The organism is Lacticaseibacillus pantheris DSM 15945 = JCM 12539 = NBRC 106106, assembly GCF_001311175.1.
GTDB classification, from domain to species: domain Bacteria; phylum Bacillota; class Bacilli; order Lactobacillales; family Lactobacillaceae; genus Lacticaseibacillus; species Lacticaseibacillus pantheris.
In genome coordinates this window covers 45,709-71,879 of the sequence record NZ_BBAI01000006.1, presented here as the reverse complement: position 1 = coordinate 71,879, position 26,171 = coordinate 45,709, and the positions used below count along the sequence as shown (strand labels likewise).

The following is a 26,171-nucleotide window of genomic DNA, read 5'->3' as shown; positions in this document are numbered from 1 at the left end:
TCACCAGTATACAAGAAAAAGGCCGCGAATTACGCATTCACGACCCCAATTTCTACATAACTTTGGTTACAAAATCGATACGTTGCCCTCGTTCAGGTCCACCTGGTCGAGGTACGCCGTCTGGTTGTAAACGTCTAGGGCAAAGCCACCGTCATGGGGCGCCACAATCGACGTGGACAGGTTCTTGAGGCCTAGCAGGTGCTCGTTACCCGTCAGTTCCTTAATACCGAGTTGGTTAATGCCACCGTGGCTAAAAATCAGAACGTTATCGTCAGGCCCCATCGTGGCGGCAATAAGGCGAACGGCATCCGCAAAACGGCGGCGGGCCACGTTAAAGTCCTCCACACCAATTGCAGACAGGCCAGGATCATTTTCGCGGCGGGACATTTTGCGGAACAAGTCTAGGTGCTGCGCCACCAACTCGTCGCGAGTCCGCCCCTCCCACTGACCAAAGGAAATTTCCGTTAACCCCGCGACTGGTTGAACGGTCAGGTGACTTTGCTGCAGGTAGCCGGTGACAATCCGACCGGTGTGCATAGACCGTTCAAGCGGACTCGAATACGCCGCTTTGAACTGGTACTGATCAAGATACTGCGCCAACTGGCGATACTGGATGAGGTCATCGGTCAACAACGGGCTATCGGCGCCTGCGCCTTGCAGCCGCTTGGCCAAATTCCACGCAGTCTTGCCGTGCCGGATGATAAAGATACGTTTCATGCTTTCCCCTACCTAAACTTTGCCAACCGTGTCGGCCCGCAACCCGCGACGTAACGTCTCCACGGATGTGACCTCATCGTAAGCAATGTTACCCAGGTTAACCTGAGTGCCATACTTCAAAATCAACGCGACCTGCTGGTTCTTCAGCGGGGCCTCAAAGATGAGTTGGTCGGTGCCATTAGCAGCCAACGCATCAAGTTCATCGTCAATAATGTTACCGTTAGCGTCGTAAATACCGATATTCTTGCCGGCCTCACGCGCTTCTAGGATGACGTAATGCGCGCCGTGGTTCAAATCACTATTAATCAGATCCAACCGTTCATCCACGGTTAGCTCATGGTCCAGTTCCGGATTCTTTTTCCCCACTTCAGAAATCACGAAGAAGCCCGCCTCACGCGCTTTGCTGATTAACTCGTCCCGGGTTGTAGCCCCCATTTGGGTGGAACCGTCACTAACCTCGACACCTTTGAACCCCAGCGCCTTGGTCTCCACCAAAAACTGGTCGTAATGACCGTTCATGGCGGCTACTTCCAGGAGGGTACCACCAGGGTAAGGCATAATCCCCGCGGCGTCGTACTTTGCGGTCTTGGCGGCAATCAGGTCGCGGTTCATCGTCGCGGCGGTTCCCCAGCCAAATTTGGCAAAGCTGATGTAGTCTCCGGCCGTGGCCAACAGGTCGTCAACCGCGTTGAGACCGAGCCCCTTATCGAGCATCATGGTCTTACCCTGCGGTTGCGCCTGATTCATAAAATCGTATGCCAACATGTTGTAATGTCCCCTTTTCCCCGTCAATGGTTAATAGCAACATTATAAAACTGTTAGGTCCGATAAATGTGAACAAAGTGTGGTTTTTTCAGTTGGCGGTTCTGGCCGGCGGGGGTGATGTGGCGTGCTACGACTTTGTGGGCCGCTCCGCGGTGACCGCTGCTATTGGCTGGCCGTACTGGCGTGGTGGTTCCGGGTGAGCGGCTGGTCCCCGCGACCTCCACCACCACGCCAGTACAACCAACGGTAACTGTTCACCGTTCCAAGTTCAATCATCTCCGCGTCCCTCAAAACGACACGACCAATAATGAATTCTAACCGCTTGGGAGACCATCCCAAAACGGATTGGGATCATATCCAACCATCCTCAACAACAGAAATAGTCGAAATTGTAGCTGACCAAGTTTTGGGCGAGTTTCCACTTCTCATAAAAAGACGATGGTAATGTTTCACTGGTAATGCATGCCGTCATCGAACTATCGGGAACCCGTGGGTGAGCTTTGGGACGGAGGCGTCGTGTCCGGAAACGTAGTTGCTGCGACCCCGAAGCGCCCTAGGAACGAAGTGACGTAGGGCGGCAAAGTTTATAGACCGAATGTTTTTCTCGGGCTATAAACTTCGTGGGAGGCCGGAACGGCCGGAGCGTGCGGATGTAGCAATCTACGGCGTAGGGCACGTAAGCCGCAGTCCCAAAGCCCACCCGCGGGTTCGAAACCACCACCGCAGCAACCTGCGCTGTATGGACCAAAATCCACCGGTGTTGCACGTTGCTTATGGTCGGATTAGCGGTAATATGTATAGGTGTGAATATTTTCAGAAAGAGGCTTCTATCGTGTCCAAACGCAACGTGCTCATCGTCACCATTGCTTTGCTACTGTCCAACGCCATGAGTGGGTTGGATTCTACCATTATTAATACGGCCCTCCCCTCCATCATCGCGGATCTCCACGGGATTGAGTTGATGGGCTGGATTGTCGCCATCTTCTTGCTGGGTACCGCCGTCAGCACCCTTGTCTGGAGTAAATTGGGCGAGCATATCGGTAACAAGCGCAGCTACCAGCTCGCCGCCCTTTTCTTTGTCCTCGGTTCATTTCTCCAGGGTCTGTCGCCGAACATCCTGTTTCTCATCATCACGCGCGCTATCGCCGGCCTCGGTAACGGCGGCATGATTTCTTTGCCCTACATAATTTACGCCGAGTTGTACAAACAGCCACGCAAACGGATGCAAGCCCTCGGCTTTGTGTCCGCCAGCTACAGCATGGCCACCATTATCGGCCCGCTAGTGGGTGGCTACATCGTTGACGCGTTCACCTGGCACTGGGTCTTCTACATTAACGTCCCCATCGGCCTCCTATCAGCTTCGCTAGTCCAAGCGTTCTACCGCCTACCCCGTCCGCAAGCAAAGGTGCAACAGAAAATCGACTACCTCGCGGCAGCTCATGGCCATTGGCATTATTGCCATGCTCGGCGGTATCGAACTCATTGGCGTGACCAGCTGGTGGTTAGTCGCACTGATTTGGGTAATGGCCGCGGCCGCCATTACGACGCTGATCCACGTGGAAAATCGCGCGGCGGACCCCATCATCCCCAACCGTCTGTTCCGCAACCGCGCCCTCGTAACCGACTTTGCCCTATTCACCATCATCTGGGGCGCGTTCATGGCGTTCCTCACCTACAGTCCCATGTGGGCGCAAGGTATTATCGGCACCAGCGCCCTCATTGGTGGGGCCACGCAGATTCCTAGCTCGTTCACCGATTTCTTCGGGTCGGAGTCAGTCGCGCCGTTGCGCCGATACCTCTCGCCGCACCGTGTCATCGGTCTGGGCATCATCACGTTGACGCTGGCCTTCGTGATGATGGCGCTGATGGGGATTCACGCTCCATATTGGCTGATCTTAGTGGCTGGCGCGTTCGAGGGCTTCGGCAACGGCGCGTGCTTTAACGAGCTACAGGCCAAAGTCCAGCAAGACGCCGAGCGCCAGGACGTCCCCGCCGCCACTTCGTTTAGCTACCTCATCCGGATGCTCAGCCAGACGTTCACCGCCGCAATCTACGGCATCATCATGAACGCCGCGCTCCGTTCCGGGGTAGCCCAATCTGGTGGTAAAATCACCATGGCGATGCTGAACAAGCTGAGTGATGCTGCCAGTGTGGGCGACCTGCCGCGCCGGTTGCTACCGGCGATGCGCGTGATTTTACATCACGGATTGCACAACATTATGTTGTTGGCACTGGGGCTGATGATTGTGGCCCTGGTGATCAACGTTTTCGCGGAGCGGCGTGAACGCATTTCGGCACCAGCCGGCATCACCCATGAAGCAGAATAACCGTTAATTTGAGTTACTAGCCGTACGCTTAACCGTGCGGCTATTTTACTGCCGCCACAAATTGCACCATGTTTTTGCGCATTCCGTCCCCTTTGCCCAAAGTTGCGCAATCAGTACAGCCGACATAACACCCGTTATAACGGCAATTGTACGCCTAAATTAGAATAAACCCATGAACTTCTTAGCATGTTGAAGGCGGTTTCTCGCCGAAATAATTGATCATCCCCGTATACTGAAATTAAGGCAATATTAACTTATATTCAGCAAAGGATAGGTGAACAACATGGCGGATAACAAAAAGCAGTTACGCTGGTTTAACGTTGCCCTGATTGCGTTTGTGGCGGTCTGGGGCCTGGGTAACGTCGTCAACAACTACGCCCAACAAGGCCTATCGGTGGTCGTTTCGTGGATTCTGATTATGCTGCTCTACTTTGTACCGTACGCCCTGATTGTCGGGCAACTGGTTCAGCCTTCAAGGACGAAAATGGTGGTGTGTCCTCATGGATTAAACGCACGTCCACTAAGCGCCTAGCGTACTACGCCGCGTGGACCTACTGGGTGGTCCACGTGCCGTACCTGGCGCAGAAACCGCAGGGGATTCTCATCTCCCTGTCGTGGCTGTTCAAGGGTAACGGTTCGTTCGTCAACACCGTCAGCTCGATGACGGTCGCACTCATTTGTCTGGCCCTCTTCCTGGCGTTCTTGTGGCTGTCCGCGCGCGGGCTCACCACTTTGAACCGCATCGGCTCCGTGGCCGGGACGGCGATGTTCATCATGTCCATCCTGTTTATCATTTTGGCGGTCTCCGCCCGATGATGACCAAAGGCGCGCACATAGCCACTCCCCGGATGGACGAACTCAGTACTTACATGCCGAAGTTCAACCTGAACTACTTCACCACCATCTCGATGCTGGTCTTCGCCGTTGGTGGTGCGGAAAAGATTTCGCCGTACGTTAACAACACCAAGCACGCCTCCCGCGAGTTCCCACTGGGGATGCTGGTGCTGGCCGGCATGGTGGCCCTTTGTGCCATCCTGGGGTCGTTCGGGATGGGGATGCTGTTTAACTCCAACCACATTCCCCAAGACCTGATGGCCAACGGGGCGTATGAAGCCTTTGCCAAGCTGGGTGGTTACTACCACGTCGGCAACGTCTTCGTCATTCTCTACTCCATTGCCCAAGCGATGGCTCAGATTTCGGCGCTGGCGTTCTCCATTGACGCACCGCTGAAAATCATGCTGGGTGACGCCGACCCCGAATTCATTCCGCGGAAACTGGCCAAGTTGAACAAGCGCGGTACGCCAATCAACGGGTACTACCTGACGGGAATCCTGGTCAGCATCATCATCGTGCTACCTGCATTCAACATGGGCAACATGAACCAACTGTACAACTGGTTGCTGAACCTGAATTCAGTCGTGATGCCGCTGCGGTACTTGTGGGTGTTCCTAGCGTTCATCTTCCTCAGCCACCACATCGACAAGTACCAGTCGGACTACATGTTCATTAAGCATAAAACCACCGGGATGATTGTTGGTGGCTGGTGCTTCTTCTTCACCGCCTTTGCCTGCATTATGGGGATGGTGCCGAAGATTAACATGGCAGCCGACCCCGGCCAGTGGTGGTTCCAGCTGGCGCTGAACGTCGTCACCCCACTGATTCTGATTGCACTTGGTTGATCCTGCCGCTGATTGCACGGCGGAACAACCGGGACTTGACGCGGGTTTAATGAAAGGTAGCAAAACAAATGCCGTCCCGAGTTACGGGGCGACATTTTTTTTGCGCAGCTTGCTTCGTGGCCGCACTTATTCGAACGACATTGCCATCAATAGTGTAATAGAGAGCAGTTAACAACAATTGAGGTAAACGAAATGACCACTAAGGATGCAACCATTTGTGTACGGGTGGATAAAGAACTGAAGGAAAGTGTGCAAAGAGATCTCGATGCGCTGGGCCTCGACATGAGCACATTAATAACGATGACTTTAAAGGCCGTAGAACGAGAACATACTATACCGTTCAAGGTTGAGCTCGGACCCACCCTGGAGCTAAAACAAGCAATTGCTGACGTGGAATCTGGCAAAACAGTTGGACCAATGGGCTTTGACGATTACTTGAGGAAAGTGGATAGCTATGAAAATTGATTAAAGGCCGGGATCTGATAGATGAATTAAACGACTTCTGAAAAAAAACCTTTTTAAATTATGGTGGCCTGGTCATCTTGCTTACTGCTACCGGTCCACACGACGCCCTATACAAATAATGCCGTACACTCGTACCCATCAAACTTAGTGGGAAGAACGTACGGCACTTTTTTTTATATACCTGAATCAAAGCATTTTCAGTCAATATTACAGATTAAACTAGTCATCTCACTTATCAGTCAGCCCTTCGCTATTCCCAACGTATTGTCGCTATTACACCCAACAGGCAACGTATAGTTAAGCAGTACACCAATTGTGTCTCCCACAGTAATACCACTTTGTCCATGATCTTGATACCACATTAAGTCATCTACATTACTAGAATGAATCAATCCCAATGCGTGCCCTAACTCATGCTGGAATAGCTCCAGAAGGTTATCATAGCCCGCCTGAGTGCCGATTTCATCGAGATTCGTTCTAATTATTACCGGTTCAATATACAGCATCGTATCGTAGGAAAATTTATCCGAGGTTACGCCCATATGTCCTACCAAGATTGGGTTGGTATTATCTCCCTCCTCAAAGAACAAGGTAGCTGCATTATCTTCGTCAGCGGGCACAAACTGTACAGTGCTGCTACGTTTTTCAAAGCTTCATTCCAACTCGCAATCGCAGCAATCGCTAAATCCTGCTGTGCATAACTTGTCCCATCCTGGACCACTAGATCCGTTAAATTTGAATCAATTGAGTAATAAATGGTATTGCTGGCAAAACGGAAGCCGGTAAACGGACATACGTCCGCATAATTTATTCCTCCCGCACTAAGTAGCGTCTTAATATCATCACTAGTTAGCACTGACACGACATCAGCTTGATTCACCGCTATAGGCAAACTACCCACATCAGCCAACATTACCGTAAACTCGTGTGTATCACTGAATTGATTGCCGAATGTATCAGTTGCAGTGCCAGTAATTTTAGCGATTCCCGGCGCCTGAGCCCTCACCAGACCGCTGCTATCCACTGTGGCGACAAAGGAATTATCGGAAGCCCAAGTTATACTCGCAAATGTTCCGTGCAGAGGAGTTACCTGTGCCTGCATGACTTTAGTTTGTCCAGCTGCCATATCGTAGTCATCTGATGTAAACGTAAAATCGGTTAAGGATTGCTCGTTCACCACATTAACTAATAAGGTGGCCGACAAACCGTTCGCCGTTATTGCTGTAATGGTTGTCGTGCCTAAACTAATGGGGGTCAATTCGCCATCGGAAGAAATGCTTGCCACTCCGTCATTGCTTGATGACCATGTCAGAGATAAATCGGTCGCATTCTCTGGCATAATCTGCACTGCCAGTTTCTGGTTAGTTCCTGGTTGCACATCAACTTGTGATTGCGAAAAACTAATACTCGTCGGTTCGATGGCAGGTAACACCGTATAATCAAAGTGTCCGGTCCAATAGTTTACCTCATTTTTTTTGACGGGCAACATAACTAATAGTGGTGGTACCGGCATTCATGGCATGCACAACCCCATTTGCATAAATCGTAGCGACCTCAGTATTACTAGATTGCCACGTGATTGTTTCGTTATTGGCATCTGCGGGAGTGAGCTTGTAAGTCAATTGTTCCTGCTCACCCGGCCGAATATTCCCTTGGTAGTGCACGTTAATCCCAGTCATTGGCACAGTGTCATTAACACTAACCGAATACAGCAGCTCTCCAGTCCAATAATTACTTACACCAGCCTGAGTCACCTTATAGCTTACCGTTGCCTGGCCAGGACTATGTGTAGTAACCAAACCGTTTTCGTCGACTGTTAATACGTTTTCGTCACTTGAAGTCCAGGTGATTTGGAAATTATTTGCGTTTGTGGGACTCAATGTGTATATGATCTGGTTAGTATCACCCACAAAAAGCGTTCCATTATAATGTACCGATACTCCTGTTATCGGGACGGTATCTGCTGCACCCATATTTGAACTGGCATATCCCTGCGCCGATACTAATGACCCATGCGATTCTGTACCCTGAACATGGTTACTATTCTGAAATGATACCCCAACACACATCGATAAAAAGGCTAACAACAAAAATAATTTCGATCTTACATTTTTCATTTGCAAATCCTCCGTCATAAACTAGTAGGGTAAATGCAGATAATGTAATCGATTACATTTTAATTATAATTTGCTGGATCCCAAAAACGCAATCATTAACAATTGATTTTAGTCCGTGGGCTCAAAGTATTGCCCCAAAATCTCATAAAAAAAATGATAAGAACACTTACACAATGACGCCCCCTAAGCTACCATCCTAGGGGGCGTCATTTTATGGTTCGTAATTAGACATTATTTTTGCTTTATCGAGACTATTTATAAACAGCATCGTGTGTGCCGGTTACAACAAAGCATGTAGGCCAATACCTCGATCGTGCTTCTTGAACAACCTTTTAAGTTGGCAATCTTAAACCAGAACGGGGTCAACCCTCATCATAGCCGTCAACCTCTTTGAGATAATCTTCAATGCTGCCATGATGAACAACATTACCCGACTCCACTGCTGCGATGGCCTTATCCAATTCCGTTGCATTTTAACGCTCCCCTTCCGCCACAATTATTTCGCCGACACCACAACAAAGACGCCCCCCGGCCATCATTTCAGCCTAGGGGGCGTTACTTTGTGGATCCGCACCTACGGATTACTCCTCCAGTGCGTGTCCATTAATCGCGACGATATGCCGCGTTTGTTGCTGTGGCGTGTGGTCAAAGACTACGAACTGCCAGGCTTTGGCGGGGAGGAATTGGCGCTCCGGTTGGAGGCGGGCCTGTACGGCTTCCGTAAAGCTGGCGAATGTTTTATTCAACACCAGCTTGGCATGAACCATCAGCCGCGCTACCCAAATATCCTGCTTAGCATCGTACGATACCCCAACCACGCCACTGTAATTGCTAGTGCGGAGCCGGTGGTACGTAGCGTTGTCCCGGACAAAGTGGGTCCCAGATTCGCGCCAAATTTGCTTTTGCTGAGCCAGACGTGCGCGGGAATTTTCTCGTGCCAGGCACCCGCAACTACGCGTGACACCGTGGCGTAAATTATACCCGTTAACATTGGTCTGGTTGCCACAATCGCATTGGCATAGCCACTTTGCGTTTCCGCTTGCCGCCGTCCCCTCACGTCGAAGCACTACTAGCCGTACGAAACGTTGACCAGTTAAATCAATCATCTGGGACATGTTGCTTCACCTCAATCTCTTCGTTGCGTTTGCTACAGCCTACTGGTCGTCGTCCTTACGCTTCTTGCCGGCGAGACCGAACAGTCCAAGCATACCAACCATGCCGAGTCCCAGTGCCGAGAGTAAGTTAGTCTGGTCGTCACCCGTTTGTGGTAACGTCCGCTTTGCTCCACCCGTGCTTGGCAGCGTCCGCGTCGTGGTCGACGTGGTGGTTGCCGCTGGCTTCTGGGCCGTTGGTGCGGCATAGGCTGCTGGTGCTGGCGTTGTCGTCACTGGCTTAGCCGGTGTTGCTGGCTTAGTCGTGCTGTCACCACCAGTAGATGGCAACGTCCGCTGTTGGTGCTTCAGCGTAACCGTCAGGGTCTGAACCGCGGTATCGTCGTGGTCAAAGGTAGCGTTGAGCGTGCCGTCGTTAATCAGCGTGTACCCGTCAGCCGTCAGCGCAGTGATAGCCGCAGCCACACCACTGTGGTCGATGGCAGTACCGCTATTACCGGTCAAAGTCATGGTCTGGACAACGTTTTCGTCCTGATCCACAAAGTTGATGTTGGGCGTCTGCTTGTTGGCAGTGTAGGTGACGGAAATGGAACCATTACCGCCAGGAACTGACGTGTTCGAGGCCGATGGATCTGGCGTGTAACCCGGAATGTCCGGTACAGTGATTGGGTCACCTGTCGTACCAGTTTCGTCGACCGGCGTCGTCCCTAGAATTGGGTTGCCGTCTGTTCCTTCTGGTACGACGGTGTAGCCATGCGTGTTAGCCGTGTAGGTGAACTCAGCCGTGTAACTACCATTGCCGCTACCATTGCCGCTACCATTGCCGCTACCATCGTCGGCCGCAAAGTCGCTCAGGTTGGTATCCGCAGCAGTCACGCTCGCTGGCGTCACATCGGTGGTCAGCGACCTTGGCTTGTTGACCTGCGTGGTTACGTCGTACTCTTTGTGAGTTGCGGCGTAGTCCGTATCGGTCGTGTCCGTGCGAGCCCGGCTCGTGGTAGCGATGGTGAACACAGCGTGGTCGGCCGCTACCTGCAATCGCTGTCTGGCCGAATTTTTTTTCGGTACGCGTACCCAAGGCTGACTACTACGATACGTCAGATGCCCGCCGTTTTGCGATAACGGCGGGCATCTTGGCGTACAACGAATGCGGATGGGTGTGGCGCGCGGCGCAGTTGAACGGAGAAATGACGCGATAGGACACAGGACATATTTTACGATATGCGCAATTGTGGACGTGAACACCGCCAGAACGGGATCCGTCGTCACCACACGAATAGGGACGCAGCGCATATTGTTCTTGCGCAGTGCTATGCCTCTGTGACAGCGATTAGCGACACTTTTGCGCATATCTCAAAATATGTCCTGTACCTAATACGCACTTAGGGGTACTTTGCTGGCGCGCACCGGCCGGGACCGGAAGGATAATGCAAGCAAGAATTGCGACTTTTGCCCACCCATAATTTACTGTGCTACTTTCCTGGCCGGAATCGTTGCCTCATAGTTGAAAGGGATGTTAGCATAAATGTGCAGGGTGGCCGTGCGCTAACACGGACCCTACAGCCGCTAATGCAGTAGCAAGTTACGACAAAAAGAGCTATTCCCGTTTACTCGCCAAAGCTTCGGGGGATAGCTCTCTTTTTTTAACGCTTGTTAGCGTTAATGATGGTTAGGCACAATACTGCAACATAAATTTGCAGTCTCTGCTGCCAGTGACACCGACCATGCTGTTAGCCGCCCGGAATTATTGTCGGGGGCCCGCGGATGGTGTTATTATGTATATGTAAAGAGGCCGCGCGCAAACACGGCCCCTACAGCCGCTAATGCGGTAGCCAGTTACGAGAAAAAGAGCTATCCCCGTACCTTGCCAAAGTTTCGGGGGATAGCTCTCTTTTTTTAACGCTTGTTAGCGTTAATGATGGTTATGCACAATACTGTGAACATAATCATCAGCGAGAGCGACTGGTAAACAGTCATTACTGTATGCCTTCCGTTAGTTTTGTCCATCAGTATCATAGACATCACCTCCGTACTGATATACAGCTACCGCCTTTAACTTCTGCATGTTCTAGCCTATCAAGGGTGAATACGTTGTGGACAGTTAAAATACAGAGCGTTCGTTCAAACTTGTTTTGCGGGCCCAAACCCAAATGCGGATGCCCCGCTCCTCATACCGTGTAAAATTAGCGCATTAATGGCTCCTAAAAATCAATTTATCGCAAAAATTGCTCACTCTGGTTGCATTTTTGCCCCGCGAACAAAACGCGCCCAAAAAGGCCGCATCCCCGCAGCACCCACACTGGTCACCCAGTATCGGTACGCCGCAGGGTTGCGGCCCTTCTTGTGCACTCACCAGCTACTTCGTGATGTCCGTACCAAAGTACTTCGTGGACAGCTTCTTCAACGTTCCGTCCTTATTCAGCGCCTTAATCGCGCTGTTCACACGCTTCTGGAGGTTCTTATCCTTCTTATCCAGCAACGCCGAAACCTTAGCGGGCTTGACCTCACTGTTCTTCAACACCGTTGCCTTCAACCCCTTGGTGGCGTTGTCCTGCTTGTAGGCGTACCACGTTGGCGTCGAGTTGATGGTACCATCCGCACGGCCCTGCTTAATCATCTGCAAAGTCGTCGCAAATTCGCCGTTCCAGGTAATGTTGGCCCCGGCCTTCTTGGCCACGTCCGCGTTGTCGGTCCCGGTACCCTCGACCAGCTTCTTGCCCTTGACACTCTTGAGCGTGGTCAGCTTGCTGCCCGACTTGGTGATCAACGCGTACCGACTGTAAACGTACGGGGTGCTGAACGCGTAGGCCTTCCGTCTTTCTGGGGTCGGCGTCACGTCGTTCAGGACGGTATCAAACTTGCCGCTACCCAAGCCGGCAATTAGCGAGTCCCACTTGGTCGGCACAAAGTTCGCCTTCACGCCCAGTTTCTTGGCAATCGCTTTACCCAGGTCCACCTCGAACCCGGTCAACTTGCCGTCTTTGCGGTACGACCAGGGCTTGTAGGTTCCCTCGAGTCCGATGGTCAACTCACCTTTGTGCACCAGCTCGCTCTTGTAGTTGCTGGCGGCGTGGGTGGTGCCGGTCTGACCAAAGGTGGCCAACGTGAGCGCGCCCGCTACCGTGGCGGTCACAACGGCAATCTTCTTCCAGTTAAACTTCATAATTGAATCCCCCTCAGGATAATTTACTTCTATAATAACGCAACGACATTAATCCAGCGTGGCAAAGGTCATCGCGGACACAAAGTTGCGGATGCGCTCGTTGTCGGTGTGGAAAAATTCGTCGCTAGTACCGTCAAACCGAATTTGACCGTCCTCCACGAACAGAATCTTGTCCGCCACCTTCTGTGCAAACGCCATGTTATGCGTCACGATGATCATCGACTGTTCCTCCCGCGCGATTTGCAGGAGTACCTTCAGGACTTCCAACTCCAGCTCTGGGTCCAGCGCGCTGGTCGGCTCGTCGAGAAAGATGTATTCCGGCCGCATCGCCAGGCTGCGGGCAATCGCCACCCGCTGGGCCTGGCCCCCGGACAGGGAGCTCGGGTAGACGTCAGCTTTGTCCGCCAGGCCGACTTTGCCCAGCAGCTCCTGGGCGTGGTCGGTGGCGGCGGCCCTGTCCTGCTTGAGGACGTGCACCGGCCCTCGATGAGGTTTTGCAGCACGGTCAGGTGCGGAAACAGGTTGAACTGCTGGAACACCATCTCCGTCCGCCGCCGCACGTCGAGCACCGTCGCGTCACTAATCGGCTGGCTGTAATCGATGTGCGTTTGGTCAAAGTCGAACTGGCCCCGTTCCGGCCGCTCCAGGAGGTTGAGACTCCGTAACAAAGTGGACTTCCCCGACCCGGACGGCCCGAGAATCACGGTCGTCTGGTGCTCCGGAAACTCGGCGGAGATGTCCTGCAACGCGTGGTGTTCCGCAAACTGCTTATCAAGATGCTCTATCTTAATCATGGGTCATCATCCCCTCCCTAGTTGGTCGTTGTGACGTACCGCGACGTCCATTTTTCCAGGTAATGCTGCACCCAGGCAAGCAGGGTACAGGCAATCGCGTAGTAGACGGCGACCAGCGTGTACATCACCAGCGGTTGGTAGTTGGCGGCGGCAATCTGTTGGCTCACCTCGAACATCTCGACGATGGTAATCGAGGCGGCCAGCGACGTGTCTTTGACCAGGCTGATGAAACTGTTAGCCAAAGGTGGCAGGGACACGCGCAACGCCTGCGGAATGATGATACGACGGAGGGCCATGCTGCGGGTCATCCCGATGGTTGCGGCGGCCTCCCACTGGCCGTTGGGAATTGACTGAATCGCGCCACGGATGGTCTCGCTACAGTAGGCCCCTGTGTTCAGAGTGAAGGTCAGAATGCCGGCTATCACCGGATCCATCTGGATGCCGTGGGGAAAGACCCCTTTGATTTTCAAGTACGGCAGACCGAAGAACACGATGAACAACTGGACCAGTAGCGGGGTGCTCCGGAAGAGCCACACGTAGAAGTTACAGATCCACTTCACGATGTTGAACAGGCCGCCGCGTTGTGAAATCCGCGCCAACGCCGTGAGCAGCGCGAGCACCAACCCCAGGATAAACGAAATAATGGCGATGGGAAGCGTGTACTTGAAGCCCGCAGCTAGTAGCTGTGGGGTCGAACTCGTAATAATATGCCAAAGATTCACTTCATTGCCTCCTCTGGGACGCCGGCTAGACATCCGGAATTTAGTTGTGGCGTACCGGGCGTGGAGCTGCGATATAAAAACACCCCGTCCCGTCCGCTATCACGGACAAGGGCGGAGTGTCGCTCCACGGTACCACCTTGTTTCGGGACACATGCGTCCCCTTTCGCCACGAACATGGCTACGCCCGGTAACGGGAGCCCCCGCCACGACTTTGCATTGCTCAGCCGCGGTCAGTGTCCGGGACCATCTTCACCAGCGTCCGCCACCGACTCGCACCAACCGTCGGCTCTCTGTAGGCAGGACACTAGCTACTCATCCCATCGTACACAACTACAATCAATTATGAAGTTTATGTTAGCGCCTGGTGAGACACTTGTCAATTGTTAGTTAGTTGGATGCGGTGTGGCGGCAGCGTAGGCCGGGACGGTGAACTGCGGCGTGTGGGGTGCTCCGCGGTAATAGGGCCAGCCACTAGCAGCGGCCACCGTGGAGCGGTCCACAAAGTCGCAGTAACCCACGGCACTCCCAGCAGCCAGAACCGCCACCTGCGACCACCAAACTCATAGCTGACGCCGAATTGCCATGGATATTCGACAGAATTGCTCGTTATCCACGACACTTTTACGATATACTTTTGTTATTAAATTCCGTTTTTGATTGGTTACTAACCACCCGTGCATCCCAGCCCGGTATCATGTCCACACCAACATTATTATGATCAACCACGAGGCAAGCGTATTATGCAAAAAAAACAATGCATTCACCATAGTAGCCGCCACTTTGGGCCGGATCCTGGCGCTAGTTATTCCCACGATGTTTCTCAGTGCCATCCTGATTGGCGGTCAGTGGTTCAACCAACCTTTGGGGGTACTATGGCTGGCCATGTTTCTGGAAGTATTATTGGTCGCGATATCCCTGACCCAGGCCCGATATAACCAATTGCGCTACACTGGGCAAATTATGGTGTTGATTACCCTGGGCATCAGCATTACCGGACTGGGTATGACCCTCTTTTTCGTCACCATGCCCGTCCAAATTGCGGGTAGCATTATCATGTTGCGGCCGCGGCCAAGCATATCCAGTCCTACCCGGTCAACAAAAAAAATGACGGTGGCACAGAACATACGCACCATGAGCGTAACGGCTTTACGCGCGAGAAGCCCTGGCTACAGCAGCTCAACCAAGGTCTCATCGACGAGCCCCACCCACCTTACTTTTTATACCAAAATACCGATCGCATTCTAGCCCTTATCCCCATCGAAATGGTGGCACTCATCTTCGTTGTAATAACCGTCGGTGTCCGCACTCAGGGACACCGTCAGCCGCACGCCATGCGGGACATGACTATCAGCCTGGCCATCGTCTTCGTAATGGTATGCGTAATCATACTACTAGTATGGGCGATTGTGCACGCCACCGGCAAGCCCCGGGTGAGTTTAACCGCATCCGGAATCACTTACCAGCATTTTGGCAACGTCACAACCGCGTCGTGGTCGGATATCACCCACTTTGAGCTACGCACAGTACCGGATTACAACTATGGTAGCCGCTCCCTCTACATTGTTTGCGTCCGTAATCCCGCTCAATACGGTTTGCGGGCAACAACGCGTTCTGCACGCAGTCAAAAACGCGCCCGTTTTTGGGTTGGCCAGCGTCCGCAGTATTATCAGGCCGAACTGCCGGGCACCATTCTCGTCATCCCGCTCAGATCACTCGGTGTTGAACCACAAAGGTTTAGCCAACTGGTCACCCAATGCTGGCAAAAGTTCGTGACTACCGCGGGAGTGCGCGACCACGACCACAATAGCGTGGGGACGCCCACCCAGGCTGATGATGACCATCAGCAACACCGTTCCCCAACAGCAGCCCGCATGGACCGCTACATCACCTGCCACCACGTCTTTGCCCCACGGCCCAGACGGCCACGATGACGCTCATCACGACGCCGAGCCCTGCAAAGGTAGCGTTGAAACCCCAGCGGCTGATACCCCAGCCGACAACCGGGAAGAGCACCACCATCACAACGGAAAACAGCATACTGGCCACGGATAGCAAAGTTGCCCGCTGTCCATCCGGAATCATGGCGTTGTAGTACGTGTTGAACAACGGGTAAATGACCGCGTCCACCGTTTGGCCCACCAGGTAGAGGGCGACCATCACGGGGACAATGTGGACCCCCGCGCAGTAGTGCCACGACCATGAGGAGCGTCATCCCCAGCAAGAGCGCAAACCGCCCGATACGCCGCTGAATCCACGGTAGCAACTGCATCCCGACCACCGCTAACAACGACCCCGTCAACATTAATCCGCTAATCATCGGACTACTCCAGTGGTGCGTCGTCATAACGTTCTGGAAGTAATAATAGTACGCGGTCGCTACCGCACTCAGGCTTGCGTCGAGTACCATCAGGTTGCGCAACGCCGGCTGCGTGCGCAGTACGTGACCAGCCGCCCGAACGATGGTGACTACGGTCTGTCGGGGCGCCGCGTCTTTGCCGGTCGCGCTCCGGCCAGCAGGCGTGCGCAAACTCGCTACGCATAGTAACCCCACGAGGGCGAGCAGTATCTGAATGCGGTACACCCAACTGAAGTGCCAGTGCACGAAGATGCCGGCAACAATCACGCCCGCCGTCGCCGCAATTTCGCTTAACGAGCCCATCATGCTGGTTGCCCGGGCATACTGCGCCTCGCGGGTGGCCGGAGCCAGCGACTCGTACACCAGCGCTTCCAGCGTGCCAGATTGGAGGTTGTACGACCACGCACTCACCACAAAGCTGACGGCAAACCACCACCAGCTTTGCCCCACCAGCATCAGTACCGCACTAGCAATGGTGGTTATCCTACTGGCAAAGAGCACGGTCTTGTAGCTGAACCGGTCGGCCAGCACTCCCGACGGCACCTCAAACAAAAAGCTCGCCACGTGGAAGATACTCTCACATAACCCAATTTGTACGAGTGACAGGCCCTGCTGCCCAAGATAAATTACCCACAAGTTGGTGATACCAAACCACGACACAAAGGTGTATACATACGCGCTGATAATATTCCGTTGTTTAATCATATAATTGTCCTCACTGTGAGGACTCTAAACGTACCCCGAACGTTCTGTGGGTACCAAAAAAAGGCGGACGCATTAGCGACCACCCCCAACCGCGCTCCGCGAGTACGGTTTATTAGAGTCGTTAACGTCTAGTTACTCAATGTTGCGCTAAAAAAAAGTGCGCACTGGTCCACTTAGACGTCAAAATGTAAATAATTGCATTTTTTTTGCTGTAACCAGTTCAACATTGAGCTAGACATGCCGACCCCTCCGTTCATAATTTATAGATAGAATACCATTTCACGGTGGACCGCGCCACCATTAATCGGAAATTGAAGCCATACATAGTAAGGGGTTAGTCGGTTTCGAACGCGCGGGTGGGCCTTGGGACTGCGGCTTACGTGCCTACGCCGTGGTTGCTTCGGTAGCGGTCGACGGCAGCGTTGGCCGGGCTGATGAGCTAACAACGTCTCTGGGCATGACACCTTCGTTTCAAAACGCACCCGCGGGATTCCGAATGTTCTTGCCGTTAAGATGTTAGATGTGGACCAAATCATTCATAAATCCGTTCGCAACTGTGGTTCTGTACGGTAGGGTGCGGCTCCGACCGACCCCGTACCGATCAACATCTACCGTTGGTCGTACTGGCGTGGTGGTGGAGGTTGAGCGGCTGGTCCCCGCGACGGCTGCATGCCCGAAGTTCTGTTGGTTTACTTCCGGTTTGGGCTTTAGCCCTTACCGGGAGTCAACTCAAGTGACCGTCGCAGACTGTCACTTGAGCGACCCCAGAATCAAATTGGCTAGACCGAGTGGGTTTATCGGGCTACGGCAATTCGCCGTAGCCCGGCACGGGCGTGAGCGTGAGGCACGTAGCCGGTCGCGGGGCCCAGCCGTTCAACCGGAGCCACCATGCCAGTACGACCAGCCACTGTAGCGGTCACCGTGGAACGTTCCAGAAAGTCGCTGTACCCCACGCCACCCTCACCGGCTAAAATCGCCAATCGAGCGTACGTTTAACTAAACACTGCTAATAGGAAATCGAACCCACCGCAACATTAAAGAACCGTGCCACCCGCTCACACTGCGCCTCAATCTGAGTCCGCAACCGCCGCGGAACACTCCGCCACGTCTCGAACGCGAAATCAACTTTGTCGCCGCGCCACCGCGTGGACCAGGTGCCGCCAATCACGCCATCAATGATGACAAAGGGTTTGAGGATACCATTTGCCGTCCATAACTTGGCGGGTGGCACCGCCAACCAGCCTTTGTCTGCATACGCGGTTAGCGTGCCGTCAAAACCACCCACGAGCAAAGCCCGTCCGGTCAAAGTGTCGTCTGGTAACGCTGCTATACTGGCCGCCACGTACAACCCGTCGCCAGGTTCGCCAACCGGCTGCCACTGTGCAGCACACTGTTGCCAGTTGGCCCGAGCCCGACTAGCACCGATACCAGCCCACTTACAAAAGTCCGCGAGCCGCACCGGGCCAAAGCCACGCACAAAGCGGTCCATCAGCTGCCGCATCGCCACGTCAGTGTCCACCGTGGGCGCAGGCATCACCCGTATCTCGGTCTGTAACCCCGTCAACGCAGGATTAAAGGTCACTAAGCCCCGAGCAGCCAAAATCTGCATCACTACGTACCACAAATGGTGGTCACCGTTCGTATCAGCGTGATGCGCTAACAACGACATAGCGTCCTCCTGCGTCATTACCTGGCCGGGATGTAAGTCCACCGCCAACTTGTCGGCCAGACTCATGATGCGAGCCCGCTCACCACGGAAATACGTTTGCGGCAAGCTTTCACCGCGGCGAGCAGCGATAATTAGCTCCCAGTCGTCACGCTGCAACAATTGGTACGTCCACCGCTGCGCCCACGTCCGGACAACCCGGCCACTTTGATAACGTGCCAGCAGGTCAGTGTATGTCACTTTGCGGGTGCGCAAGGCAATCCCCACCTCGGTCTGGCGTTGCTGCTGTGCCTGCATCCCAATGGTCGTTTGGAATACCTGCTCGAGGTCCTCACTAGGGTTAATTAGGCCCTGCTGCTTCATGCGGGCCAAAAATAATTGTTCACGCTCCATTAATGCTTCACCGCCTCCTCAATTACACGCAGTTCGTTTGCCAACTAAGTGTTATTATACACGTCACACGGGCTAATAACTGTATGCCGCCGATAACCATTTCCACAGCAAACAACAGCGCCTGGCGGGGTTAATCTCATCCCCACCAGGCGCTGTCGTCCCTGTGATATTAAACTGTTAATACTTAATTTCGTACTACCAACACGGAAATCTCCGCGTACTTAGCCATGTATGCCGCCTGACTACCAAAGTGGCGGGCAATACCCTTTTTGGCCATCGCGCCAATAATGAGTAGGTCCGGATCCACTTTGGGGATAATTTGCTTGATGATGGTCTCACCTGCATCCCCTTCGCCAATCACCGCGCGCACATTCTTAATTCCAGCCTTTTCGGCTAACTCAACGTACTTGTTCAAGTGCTCGGCCAATTCAGCCCGCTCACCGTGCACGTAATCCTTGGTCAACGCCTGGTACACGTTCATCTCGTCGGATTCCAACACGGACGCAATGATTAGCTCTGCGTCGTCGGCTTTGGCCCGGTGAATCGCGTAACGGAACGCAGCTAAGGCATCCTCCGAATCGTCAACGCCGACCAAAATCTTCTTAAAGTCTTTATCCATGGTTTATGCCTCCTCCGCAACGTCGTGGTGGGCGTCGCCTTGCAGCTGCATCAGCTTCTTGTTGCCGCGGTACAGATCGGCCGTGCACCATGCCAGCAAAGCCAGAACGGCGAAGATGGCAACATAGGCCATAATGTGGGCCATTTGTACCTGGCCCGCAGCCGCGCCATCACCGAGAAATCCGGCAAAGGCGTCAGGCAAACTGATCACGTTCAGCACCGTCAAACCAACTACGGACACCCAGCCACAGACTTTGACCCACAAAGAGTTTTTGAACCGCTGGCCCATTTCTGCGCGGCTGTCCGTCATCATCAGCAGCGGCAACATCGAGAACGGTAAGGCGAACGCCAGGAAGACCTGCGAATTATTCATCAGGTTATTCAGCGCCTCATGCTCATCCACTGCCGGTAGGTTCCGTGTCATCCACACACAAACCAGCACGGGAATTACGGAAATTAGACGGGTCACCAGACGGCGGGCCCATAACGGCATCCGCATGTGGATAAACCCTTCCATAATGACCTGACCGGTTAGGGTCCCAGTAATCGTGGAGTTTTGGCCGGATGCCAGCAAGGCGACGGCAAACAGAATGGACAGGATCCCCGACTTGGCCACGGCAATCAACACCCCGTTACTCAACATCGTGGTATCGGACAGAGCCTTGAACAGACCGAAGAATGATGGGTCCTTCACGGCGCCACTCTTGAAGACTGCGACACCCATAATCAGCAGTAACGAGTTAACCACGAAGGCAAAGGTGAGTTGGATGTTTGAGTCCCACTGGCTAAACCGTACGGCCGTAGCTACTTCTTCGGGATCGTCATGGTTGATTTTCCGCGTTTGTGAAATTGCGGAGTGCAGGTAGAGGTTATGTGGCATCACGGTCGCACCAATAATCCCGAGTGCCCCGCTCAATGGACTCATCGTTAACCTTGGGGTGGGAGGCTACCGTGCCCGCGCTTGGTACCAAGCCCTTGATGATGCCACCCCAGTCAGGGTTTGACAATGCAACTTGGTAAACAAAGACCAGTAGGATCACCATAATCAGGCAGACCACGATGGCCTCAATCTTCCGGAAACCGATTTTCGTGAGTAACAATAATAGCAGCACATCAAATACAGTCACGAAAACCGCGATGACTAGCGGAATGTGGAACAACAGGTATAGGGCAATGGCGGCACCAATAACCTCCGCAATATCAGTGGCCATGATGGCAAACTCCGTCATAATCCACAAGATAATCCCCAACGTCTTACTGGTACGGGCGCGAATTGCCTGTGCCAAGTCCATCTGACTAACAATCCCCAGCTTAGCCGCCATGTTTTGTAACAACATAGCGATTAAGCTCGAAATCAAGATAACGGACATCAGCAAGTACTGGAAGTTCTGCCCACCAGTAATACTCGTTGACCAGTTACCTGGGTCCATATAACCCACGGCAACCAGCGCACCTGGCCCAGAATAGGCGAATAACGTTCGCCAAAAGCCTTTGCCTTTCGGTACTTCGACCGTGCCGTTGATTTCCTCCAACGACGGCCCGTTCGCATACTCAATGAGTTTATGCTTGCGGGGTGTTTCTGGTGCATTCTTCATGTTATTCCCCTTTCTGCCGGAGAGAACGCCTGTCACGCTTCCCCGACTGCCACATGCGTGTGGCACCCTCGAATTAATCGAGTAAATTTGAAACCAACATTAGTATACAACCCCAAAATTCATTGTAAAGTATTTTTAGGTATATCTAGAAAAAAATCCGCAATTTTGACAACATTGCCCGCAAACGGGCGTTTGTGTGCGTAAGACTGACAAGAAATGTTTTCGGACACACTAGAAACAATGTGACACGTCATTTTATTGACGTCAGTTTCACGTTATTGTGGCATCCTCTGTCTTGATCAAAAACCCGGGTTTCAAGACAAAAAAAATACCAACCCCACCAGCAGTGAGATTGGTTCCAGTCTTATGTATCCCTGCACATGTAGGCAAACATCTGCCGTTTAGTGCATCCCCATACCGACCGTCATACCGATAATGACGGCGACAATACCCAGGACGCTACTGCCGAGAAAGTACCACAGCCAGCCCCACCAATCGCGTTTACGCAGTAAAATCATCGCGTCCACCATCATGGTCGAGAAGGTGGTGTAGCCGCCACAAAACCCGGTGAGTAGCACCACCGCCCAGGCCGCTGGCAACATCAACCCCGTAATCACGCCCGCAAGCAACGCGCCCGTCACGTTAATAACCACGGTCGCCAACGGTTGACCCGGCCACCAGACTTTGCCCCACGTGGTGAGGGCATAGCGGGCCACGGCACCCACCCCGGCGCCTACCGCAATTAAAATCACCATTTGTTATACCTCTCGGCCCACGCCGTTGCCACCCAATATCCCAGCATGGCGGCGGCTAAACCACCCACTAGATTAACCACCAGCATCACCGCCACGAACGCGGCTGGCTTGCAGCATGCGCCACCACGTTTACAAACAAAGTGGAAAAAGTAGTGAACGCCCCCACAAAGCCGGTTCCTAGCGCCAAAATGAGCCAGTCCGGTAGGTCCACATACAACGCTAAACCATACGTGATGAGGGCCAATAAAAAAACTGCCAGTCAGGTTAACGGCCGTAGTTCCTAGGAGGTTAGTGCCATCGTGGAACCATAGACCTACGCCGTAGCGGGCAGCACCGCCCAAACAGCCACCACTAAACACCGCGGCCGCATCACGCCAACGCCAGATTGTATTCTGCATATTAACACCCCACGCACAAAGTTTCTGCAAACGCTGTGCATTATAACAAAGCCACCCGTGCTAATACAAACGCCAACCACAGAAAAGCCCCGCCACATTGAGTAGCGGGACTTTCTATGCGAACTGAATATTACCCCACGCTGGTTGTAGCGCCGGGGTCGCCAACCGCAACTTGAAAAACACGGTACGCTGCCCGGCCTGCATCCCCAGCGCCACCGTCGTGTGCCCACCTGGTAAGGCTAGTAGGCTTACCTGACGCTGGGTCGTGGTGGTCGTGATATCTACGGGCGCAACCGACCCAAACGGCCGCGTGACCTGGATCACCTTTGCCAGCACCTCCTGCCGACTAATCAGTTGCCGGCTCGCCGTCTGCAGGACCTCCTGCCACTCGTTGGCCGCCTGCTGCGAGTAGTCATCATTTCCCTGGCTTGCATAAGCAAAACGGGCCAGCATGACTGGCAACGCGGCGGTCGGCACGCTCTGCGCCGTGTAGACAACACACAAGTTATCAATCAGCGGCTCCATGTACAGTGTGTCCACGGAGTTCGTGCCGTCAATCCAGCCGCGGTATAGCCGCCGTGCCGTGCGGTAGCGGCGCACACCGACGATGCTACTCGCGAGGAGGAGTAACGCAAAGGTGATTAGGACGTACAACCAGCCGCCCAACAAATATGGCTGGTTGGCCAACGCCAGTCCCACCAACAGCAACAATTGTGGTAGGTCAATCCCGCCCTGCTGGTGGAGTGCCACCGCCTGCACCAGCAGTAATGCAGCCGTTCCTGCGGTCATGACGTACAGGGCCGCCACCAATTCGCGGTGCGGTAGCCGCACGGCCCGGCGGAACTTGTGCCAATCACCCAACTCGGCTTTGTACGCATTAATCGTTAATGTATATTCTGCATTCATACCCTATACTCCATGGACACGGGCCCAACCCCCGTAACCTAAATCATGACTAACGTGCCGGTCTCCACTACCTGCTCCTGCACAATAACGCCAGTGAAAACCGAGTTGGTCGCTAAGAAACTAACCGTGGCGCGCGCAAAGGCGGCGTTACAATTCAAGTCGATCATCACGAAGGCGCTCTCCTGACTGATTTGCACCCGACTCGTGACGGTTGCGGCCGTCCCCACGGTCTCCGTCAGTAGCTGGCCCGCCTGGCGTGAATTCCGGGCCCGGACTAAGTAAACACTCGCAGCCGACTTCAACACAAAGTAGTACCGCGGCACCAGCTGCCGCGCAATTGCCTCATGCTCGGCTACCCGCGCGTGAGCTAAGTATGCGTCCACCCGTGCACGGCTACGAGCAACGGTGGCAGAGCGCACCCCCGCGTAGTAATCGACCCCCGTGTACCGCGGGGCCGGAATTCCCGCCGGTTGTAGGGGTATCCCAGCCATCATGCCCACTACCCGTCCAGTAGTAGTATCCGTCCCATAAATCATCTTAATCACCCATCCTCAGCCGCGGTGTGCACAATAAACTCTCCTACGCTTTTACCGTCTTTATACACGCACACAGAACAATTACTGTTACCCGCACGCCGCTTTATTTATATATTCATTCTACGGCCTCGGCGCCACAGCTCAATGGTTTGAGTCTGTCCATTTTTTCACGTTTTCGCTAATTTGTGAGAATCGGGATGACGGTTGTTATTCAATATACCAACAACACCGCGTTCACGCTACCTTGAAACGCGTAACAAGCGTCACATCGTCCACACAACTTCGTTGATCAATGTACTCATACCGGCGTTTTACGCAAATTCCCGTTGCACTTCCGCAACCCACCTGCCACCAATCACTAACACGGTCGGGACCCACCAGCTACCCCCGGTCACACGCCAACACGGCACACCCATGGCATGATGGTGCCCGTAGCGCTACATAATAAAACACCCGCGGGAGCGCGCCCCGCCGGCTGGAGGTAACAATGAACAAGCAACATGATACGCGCTGTTGGCAGGAGGCCCACGACTTTTTACAAGCACACAAAGGCGTGATTTACCACGCTTTGTACAGGCTAGGAATCAGGCGGCACCGTGGAGACTTCGATGATTGGCTACAAGAGGCCACAATCTTCTACATTAACTACTATTGTTCCTACCAGGACGCACGGGTGACGGTGACGGATATCACCAAATTCAACCGGTTGGCCGGCCACTTTGTCTACCTCAACCTCCTGGATAAGGTCCGCGTTCTACAGCGGCGCGCAGAAATCGCGCCGCTAGTATCCTGCGATTTGCCTAGCGGTTCCCTGCGCGACTTTGCGGCGCCAGGGGACACCCAGCTCGACGCCGAGCGCCATGAGTTTTACGACCAGCTCCTCAGCACCCTCCACGCGCACGAGCGTGACGTCCTGCAGCTCCGGTACCGCGGCCTGAACAACACCGAGGTGGCCGCAACGCTCGGGCTGTCGCGGTACCAGATTATCCGGATCATGCGCAAAGTGCAGAAACAGGCGCTGCTACTCATTAAAACAACGCAGTAGGTAGGGGCAACTATACGTATCAGGCATACACCCCCTAGCAAAGAAGTATTATCTTTTCAGCAGGAGAACGGGCATAATGAAACTAACGGGTTGGCCGGATGAACGTTATATACCGACCATCTTCCAGCAAATATACCCACTTATTTGGAGGCTATTTTCATGAAGGATACGATTTTTATCAAACCAGGTCAGGTCGCCGTCGAGGACGTGGCGATGCCCACCATCCAGGCGGACGACGACGTTATTTTGCGCGTCGTGCGGACGTGTGTCTGTGGGTCCGACCTGTGGAGCTACCGTGGCCTAGACAAAGTTGCGGAGCACTCCCAGAACCCCGGTCACGAAGCTCTAGCGATTGTGGAATCAGTCGGTGATGCCATTACGACGCTGATTCCGGGCGACTTTGTGATTGCTCCATTTACCCACGGTTGTGGTCACTGTGCCGCTTGCCGCGCCGGCTTTGAGGGCGGCTGCTTGAACCACGACGACAACTTCACGATGGGTGCGCAGGCGCAGTACATGCGTTACCAGCACGGTGAGTGGTCGCTGGTCAAGATTCCCGGGAAGCCGGAGGACTACAGCGAAGAAATGCTGAAGTCATTGCTATCCCTGGCCGACGTCATGGCCACCGGTTACCACGCCGCCCGCGTCGCTGAAGTGCAGCGCGGCGATACCGTTGTGGTGGTCGGCGACGGTGCGGTGGGTCTGAGTGGCGTGCTGTCCGCCAAGATGCGCGGCGCCAAGCGGATTATCGCCATGAGTCGGCACGAGGACCGCGCCGCCCTCGCCCGCGACTTTGGGGCCACAGACGTCGTCGCTGAACGCGGGGATGAAGGCATTGCCAAAGTCATGGAACTAACCAACGGCGAAGGCGCCGACGCGGTGTTGGAATGTGTCGGTACCGAGCAGGCCGTCGATACGGCGGTGCGCTGTGGCCGTCCTGGCGCCACCGTCGGCCGTGTGGGTGTGCCGCACAACCCGAAGATGGACATGCAGCCACTGTTCTACCGCAACACGCGGATTGCGGGTGGCCCCGCTTCCGTTACGACGTACGACAAGCAGTTACTGCTAGACGCCGTCCTCAAGGTGAAATTCACCCGGGTAAGGTCTTCACCAAGACTTTCAAGCTGGACGACATCGACGCCGCCTACCAGGCCATGGACCAGCGGCAGGCAATTAAGTCTTACGTGATTGTAGACTAGTTGTAGAAACGCAGGGAGGAGACCGCTCATAGTTCGCAGCTGCACCAAAACTATGCACATCGACGCCGGCCGCTTCTGACCGATCGGAGTTATGGTGAGAAGCCGGCCTACAAACGCGGACCACAATGCAGCTCCCTG

22 protein-coding genes, 6 pseudogenes and 1 other annotated feature are annotated in these 26,171 nt (G+C 53.8%); of the genes and pseudogenes, 7 read left to right on the top strand and 21 right to left on the bottom strand.

Translation table 11 applies throughout. The features are described 5' to 3' along the window. Positions 1–66: 66 nt before the first annotated feature. Positions 67–717 (bottom strand): histidine phosphatase family protein, encoded by a 651-nt coding sequence (locus JCM12539_RS03795; RefSeq protein WP_054649374.1) that lies wholly within the window; start codon positions 715–717, stop codon positions 67–69. A gap of 12 nt (positions 718–729) precedes the next feature. Next, positions 730–1,482 (bottom strand): phosphosulfolactate synthase, encoded by a 753-nt coding sequence (gene comA, locus JCM12539_RS03790; RefSeq protein WP_054649372.1) that lies wholly within the window; start codon positions 1,480–1,482, stop codon positions 730–732. 886 nt (positions 1,483–2,368) lie between these two features. On the opposite strand from comA, the pseudogene JCM12539_RS03785 reads away from it, so the two are divergent. The 3 genes and pseudogenes from JCM12539_RS03785 to JCM12539_RS03775 all read left to right on the top strand — a co-directional run bounded on the left by JCM12539_RS03785 (position 2,369) and on the right by JCM12539_RS03775 (position 5,953). Further along, positions 2,369–3,809, top strand: a pseudogene (locus JCM12539_RS03785) (MFS transporter). 283 nt (positions 3,810–4,092) lie between these two features. After that, positions 4,093–5,538: pseudogene (locus JCM12539_RS03780) on the top strand (amino acid permease). A gap of 142 nt (positions 5,539–5,680) precedes the next feature. Continuing rightward, complete coding sequence (locus tag JCM12539_RS03775; RefSeq protein ID WP_054649370.1) at positions 5,681–5,953, top strand: type II toxin-antitoxin system RelB/DinJ family antitoxin; 273 nt, start codon at positions 5,681–5,683, stop codon at positions 5,951–5,953. Between the two features lie 239 nt (positions 5,954–6,192). On the opposite strand, the gene JCM12539_RS15070 is transcribed toward JCM12539_RS03775, so the two are convergent. The 10 genes and pseudogenes from JCM12539_RS15070 to JCM12539_RS13075 form a co-directional block, all read right to left on the bottom strand. Next, positions 6,193–6,459, bottom strand: coding sequence for a matrixin family metalloprotease (locus JCM12539_RS15070; RefSeq protein ID WP_225350229.1), 267 nt, complete (start codon positions 6,457–6,459; stop codon positions 6,193–6,195). A 41-nt stretch (positions 6,460–6,500) separates the two neighbouring features. Then, positions 6,501–7,466 (bottom strand): Ig-like domain-containing protein, encoded by a 966-nt coding sequence (locus JCM12539_RS03765; RefSeq protein ID WP_082405325.1) that lies wholly within the window; start codon positions 7,464–7,466, stop codon positions 6,501–6,503. After that, a complete protein-coding gene (locus tag JCM12539_RS03760; protein ID WP_162204012.1) occupies positions 7,420–8,070 on the bottom strand; it encodes an Ig-like domain-containing protein in 651 nt (216 codons plus the stop codon). Before JCM12539_RS03760 ends, JCM12539_RS03765 begins: the two co-directional genes overlap by 47 nt. A gap of 581 nt (positions 8,071–8,651) precedes the next feature. Further along, positions 8,652–9,185 (bottom strand): hypothetical protein, encoded by a 534-nt coding sequence (locus tag JCM12539_RS03755; RefSeq protein ID WP_054649362.1) that lies wholly within the window; start codon positions 9,183–9,185, stop codon positions 8,652–8,654. 39 nt (positions 9,186–9,224) lie between these two features. Beyond that, the gene (locus JCM12539_RS03750) at positions 9,225–10,220 is read right to left on the bottom strand and encodes a mucin-binding protein (RefSeq protein ID WP_054649360.1); all 996 of its coding nucleotides are present in this window, start codon (positions 10,218–10,220) and stop codon (positions 9,225–9,227) included. A gap of 858 nt (positions 10,221–11,078) precedes the next feature. Further along, positions 11,079–11,159: a putative holin-like toxin gene (locus JCM12539_RS15065; protein WP_225350228.1), complete on the bottom strand. Its 81-nt coding sequence runs from the start codon at positions 11,157–11,159 to the stop codon at positions 11,079–11,081. Positions 11,160–11,538: 379 nt separating this feature from the next. After that, positions 11,539–12,345 (bottom strand): transporter substrate-binding domain-containing protein, encoded by an 807-nt coding sequence (locus JCM12539_RS03745; protein ID WP_054649359.1) that lies wholly within the window; start codon positions 12,343–12,345, stop codon positions 11,539–11,541. A 48-nt stretch (positions 12,346–12,393) separates the two neighbouring features. Next, positions 12,394–13,049: pseudogene (locus tag JCM12539_RS03740) on the bottom strand (amino acid ABC transporter ATP-binding protein). A 107-nt stretch (positions 13,050–13,156) separates the two neighbouring features. Beyond that, a complete protein-coding gene (locus JCM12539_RS03735; protein ID WP_225350225.1) occupies positions 13,157–13,861 on the bottom strand; it encodes an amino acid ABC transporter permease in 705 nt (234 codons plus the stop codon). Between the two features lie 104 nt (positions 13,862–13,965). Further along, positions 13,966–14,194: a binding site (T-box leader), on the bottom strand. Between the two features lie 50 nt (positions 14,195–14,244). Then, positions 14,245–14,406, bottom strand: a complete 162-nt coding sequence (locus JCM12539_RS13075; RefSeq protein WP_156302044.1) for a hypothetical protein — start codon at positions 14,404–14,406, stop codon at positions 14,245–14,247. 235 nt (positions 14,407–14,641) lie between these two features. Between JCM12539_RS13075 and JCM12539_RS03730 the strand changes: the two genes are divergently transcribed. Both JCM12539_RS03730 and JCM12539_RS13070 read left to right on the top strand, forming a co-directional pair. After that, a complete protein-coding gene (locus JCM12539_RS03730) occupies positions 14,642–15,106 on the top strand; it encodes a hypothetical protein (protein ID WP_054649355.1) in 465 nt (154 codons plus the stop codon). Between the two features lie 86 nt (positions 15,107–15,192). Then, positions 15,193–15,792, top strand: coding sequence for a hypothetical protein (locus JCM12539_RS13070; protein ID WP_156302042.1), 600 nt, complete (start codon positions 15,193–15,195; stop codon positions 15,790–15,792). Here the strand turns inward: JCM12539_RS13070 and JCM12539_RS03725 are convergent. The 9 genes and pseudogenes from JCM12539_RS03725 to JCM12539_RS03685 form a co-directional block, all read right to left on the bottom strand. After that, positions 15,741–16,922, bottom strand: coding sequence for an MFS transporter (locus JCM12539_RS03725; RefSeq protein ID WP_054649353.1), 1,182 nt, complete (start codon positions 16,920–16,922; stop codon positions 15,741–15,743). The genes JCM12539_RS13070 and JCM12539_RS03725 overlap by 52 nt on opposite strands. 794 nt (positions 16,923–17,716) lie before the next feature. Continuing rightward, positions 17,717–17,902 (bottom strand): hypothetical protein, encoded by a 186-nt coding sequence (locus JCM12539_RS03720; RefSeq protein ID WP_054649351.1) that lies wholly within the window; start codon positions 17,900–17,902, stop codon positions 17,717–17,719. A gap of 26 nt (positions 17,903–17,928) precedes the next feature. Beyond that, positions 17,929–18,981, bottom strand: a complete 1,053-nt coding sequence (locus JCM12539_RS03715) for a DNA glycosylase AlkZ-like family protein (protein ID WP_054649349.1) — start codon at positions 18,979–18,981, stop codon at positions 17,929–17,931. A 184-nt stretch (positions 18,982–19,165) separates the two neighbouring features. Next, a complete protein-coding gene (locus JCM12539_RS03710) occupies positions 19,166–19,600 on the bottom strand; it encodes a universal stress protein (protein ID WP_054649347.1) in 435 nt (144 codons plus the stop codon). A 3-nt stretch (positions 19,601–19,603) separates the two neighbouring features. Continuing rightward, positions 19,604–21,194 (bottom strand): annotated as a pseudogene (locus JCM12539_RS03705) (Nramp family divalent metal transporter). Positions 21,195–21,595: 401 nt separating this feature from the next. Then, complete coding sequence (locus tag JCM12539_RS03700; protein ID WP_054649345.1) at positions 21,596–21,949, bottom strand: fluoride efflux transporter FluC; 354 nt, start codon at positions 21,947–21,949, stop codon at positions 21,596–21,598. After that, positions 21,943–22,347: pseudogene (locus JCM12539_RS13870) on the bottom strand (fluoride efflux transporter FluC). The gene JCM12539_RS03700 and the pseudogene JCM12539_RS13870 overlap by 7 nt, the downstream one beginning before the upstream one ends. A gap of 114 nt (positions 22,348–22,461) precedes the next feature. Next, on the bottom strand, positions 22,462–23,253 hold the full coding sequence (locus JCM12539_RS03690) for a hypothetical protein (protein WP_054649343.1): 792 nt from the start codon (positions 23,251–23,253) through the stop codon (positions 22,462–22,464). A gap of 38 nt (positions 23,254–23,291) precedes the next feature. Continuing rightward, entirely contained in the window at positions 23,292–23,798 is a 507-nt protein-coding gene (locus JCM12539_RS03685) for a hypothetical protein (RefSeq protein ID WP_156302041.1), read from the bottom strand. A 478-nt stretch (positions 23,799–24,276) separates the two neighbouring features. Between JCM12539_RS03685 and JCM12539_RS03680 the strand changes: the two genes are divergently transcribed. Together JCM12539_RS03680 and JCM12539_RS03675 are read left to right on the top strand one after the other, a co-directional pair. After that, entirely contained in the window at positions 24,277–24,834 is a 558-nt protein-coding gene (locus JCM12539_RS03680; RefSeq protein WP_054649339.1) for a sigma-70 RNA polymerase sigma factor region 4 domain-containing protein, read from the top strand. 159 nt (positions 24,835–24,993) lie between these two features. Then, positions 24,994–26,033 (top strand): annotated as a pseudogene (locus JCM12539_RS03675) (zinc-binding dehydrogenase). Positions 26,034–26,171 lie beyond the last annotated feature (138 nt).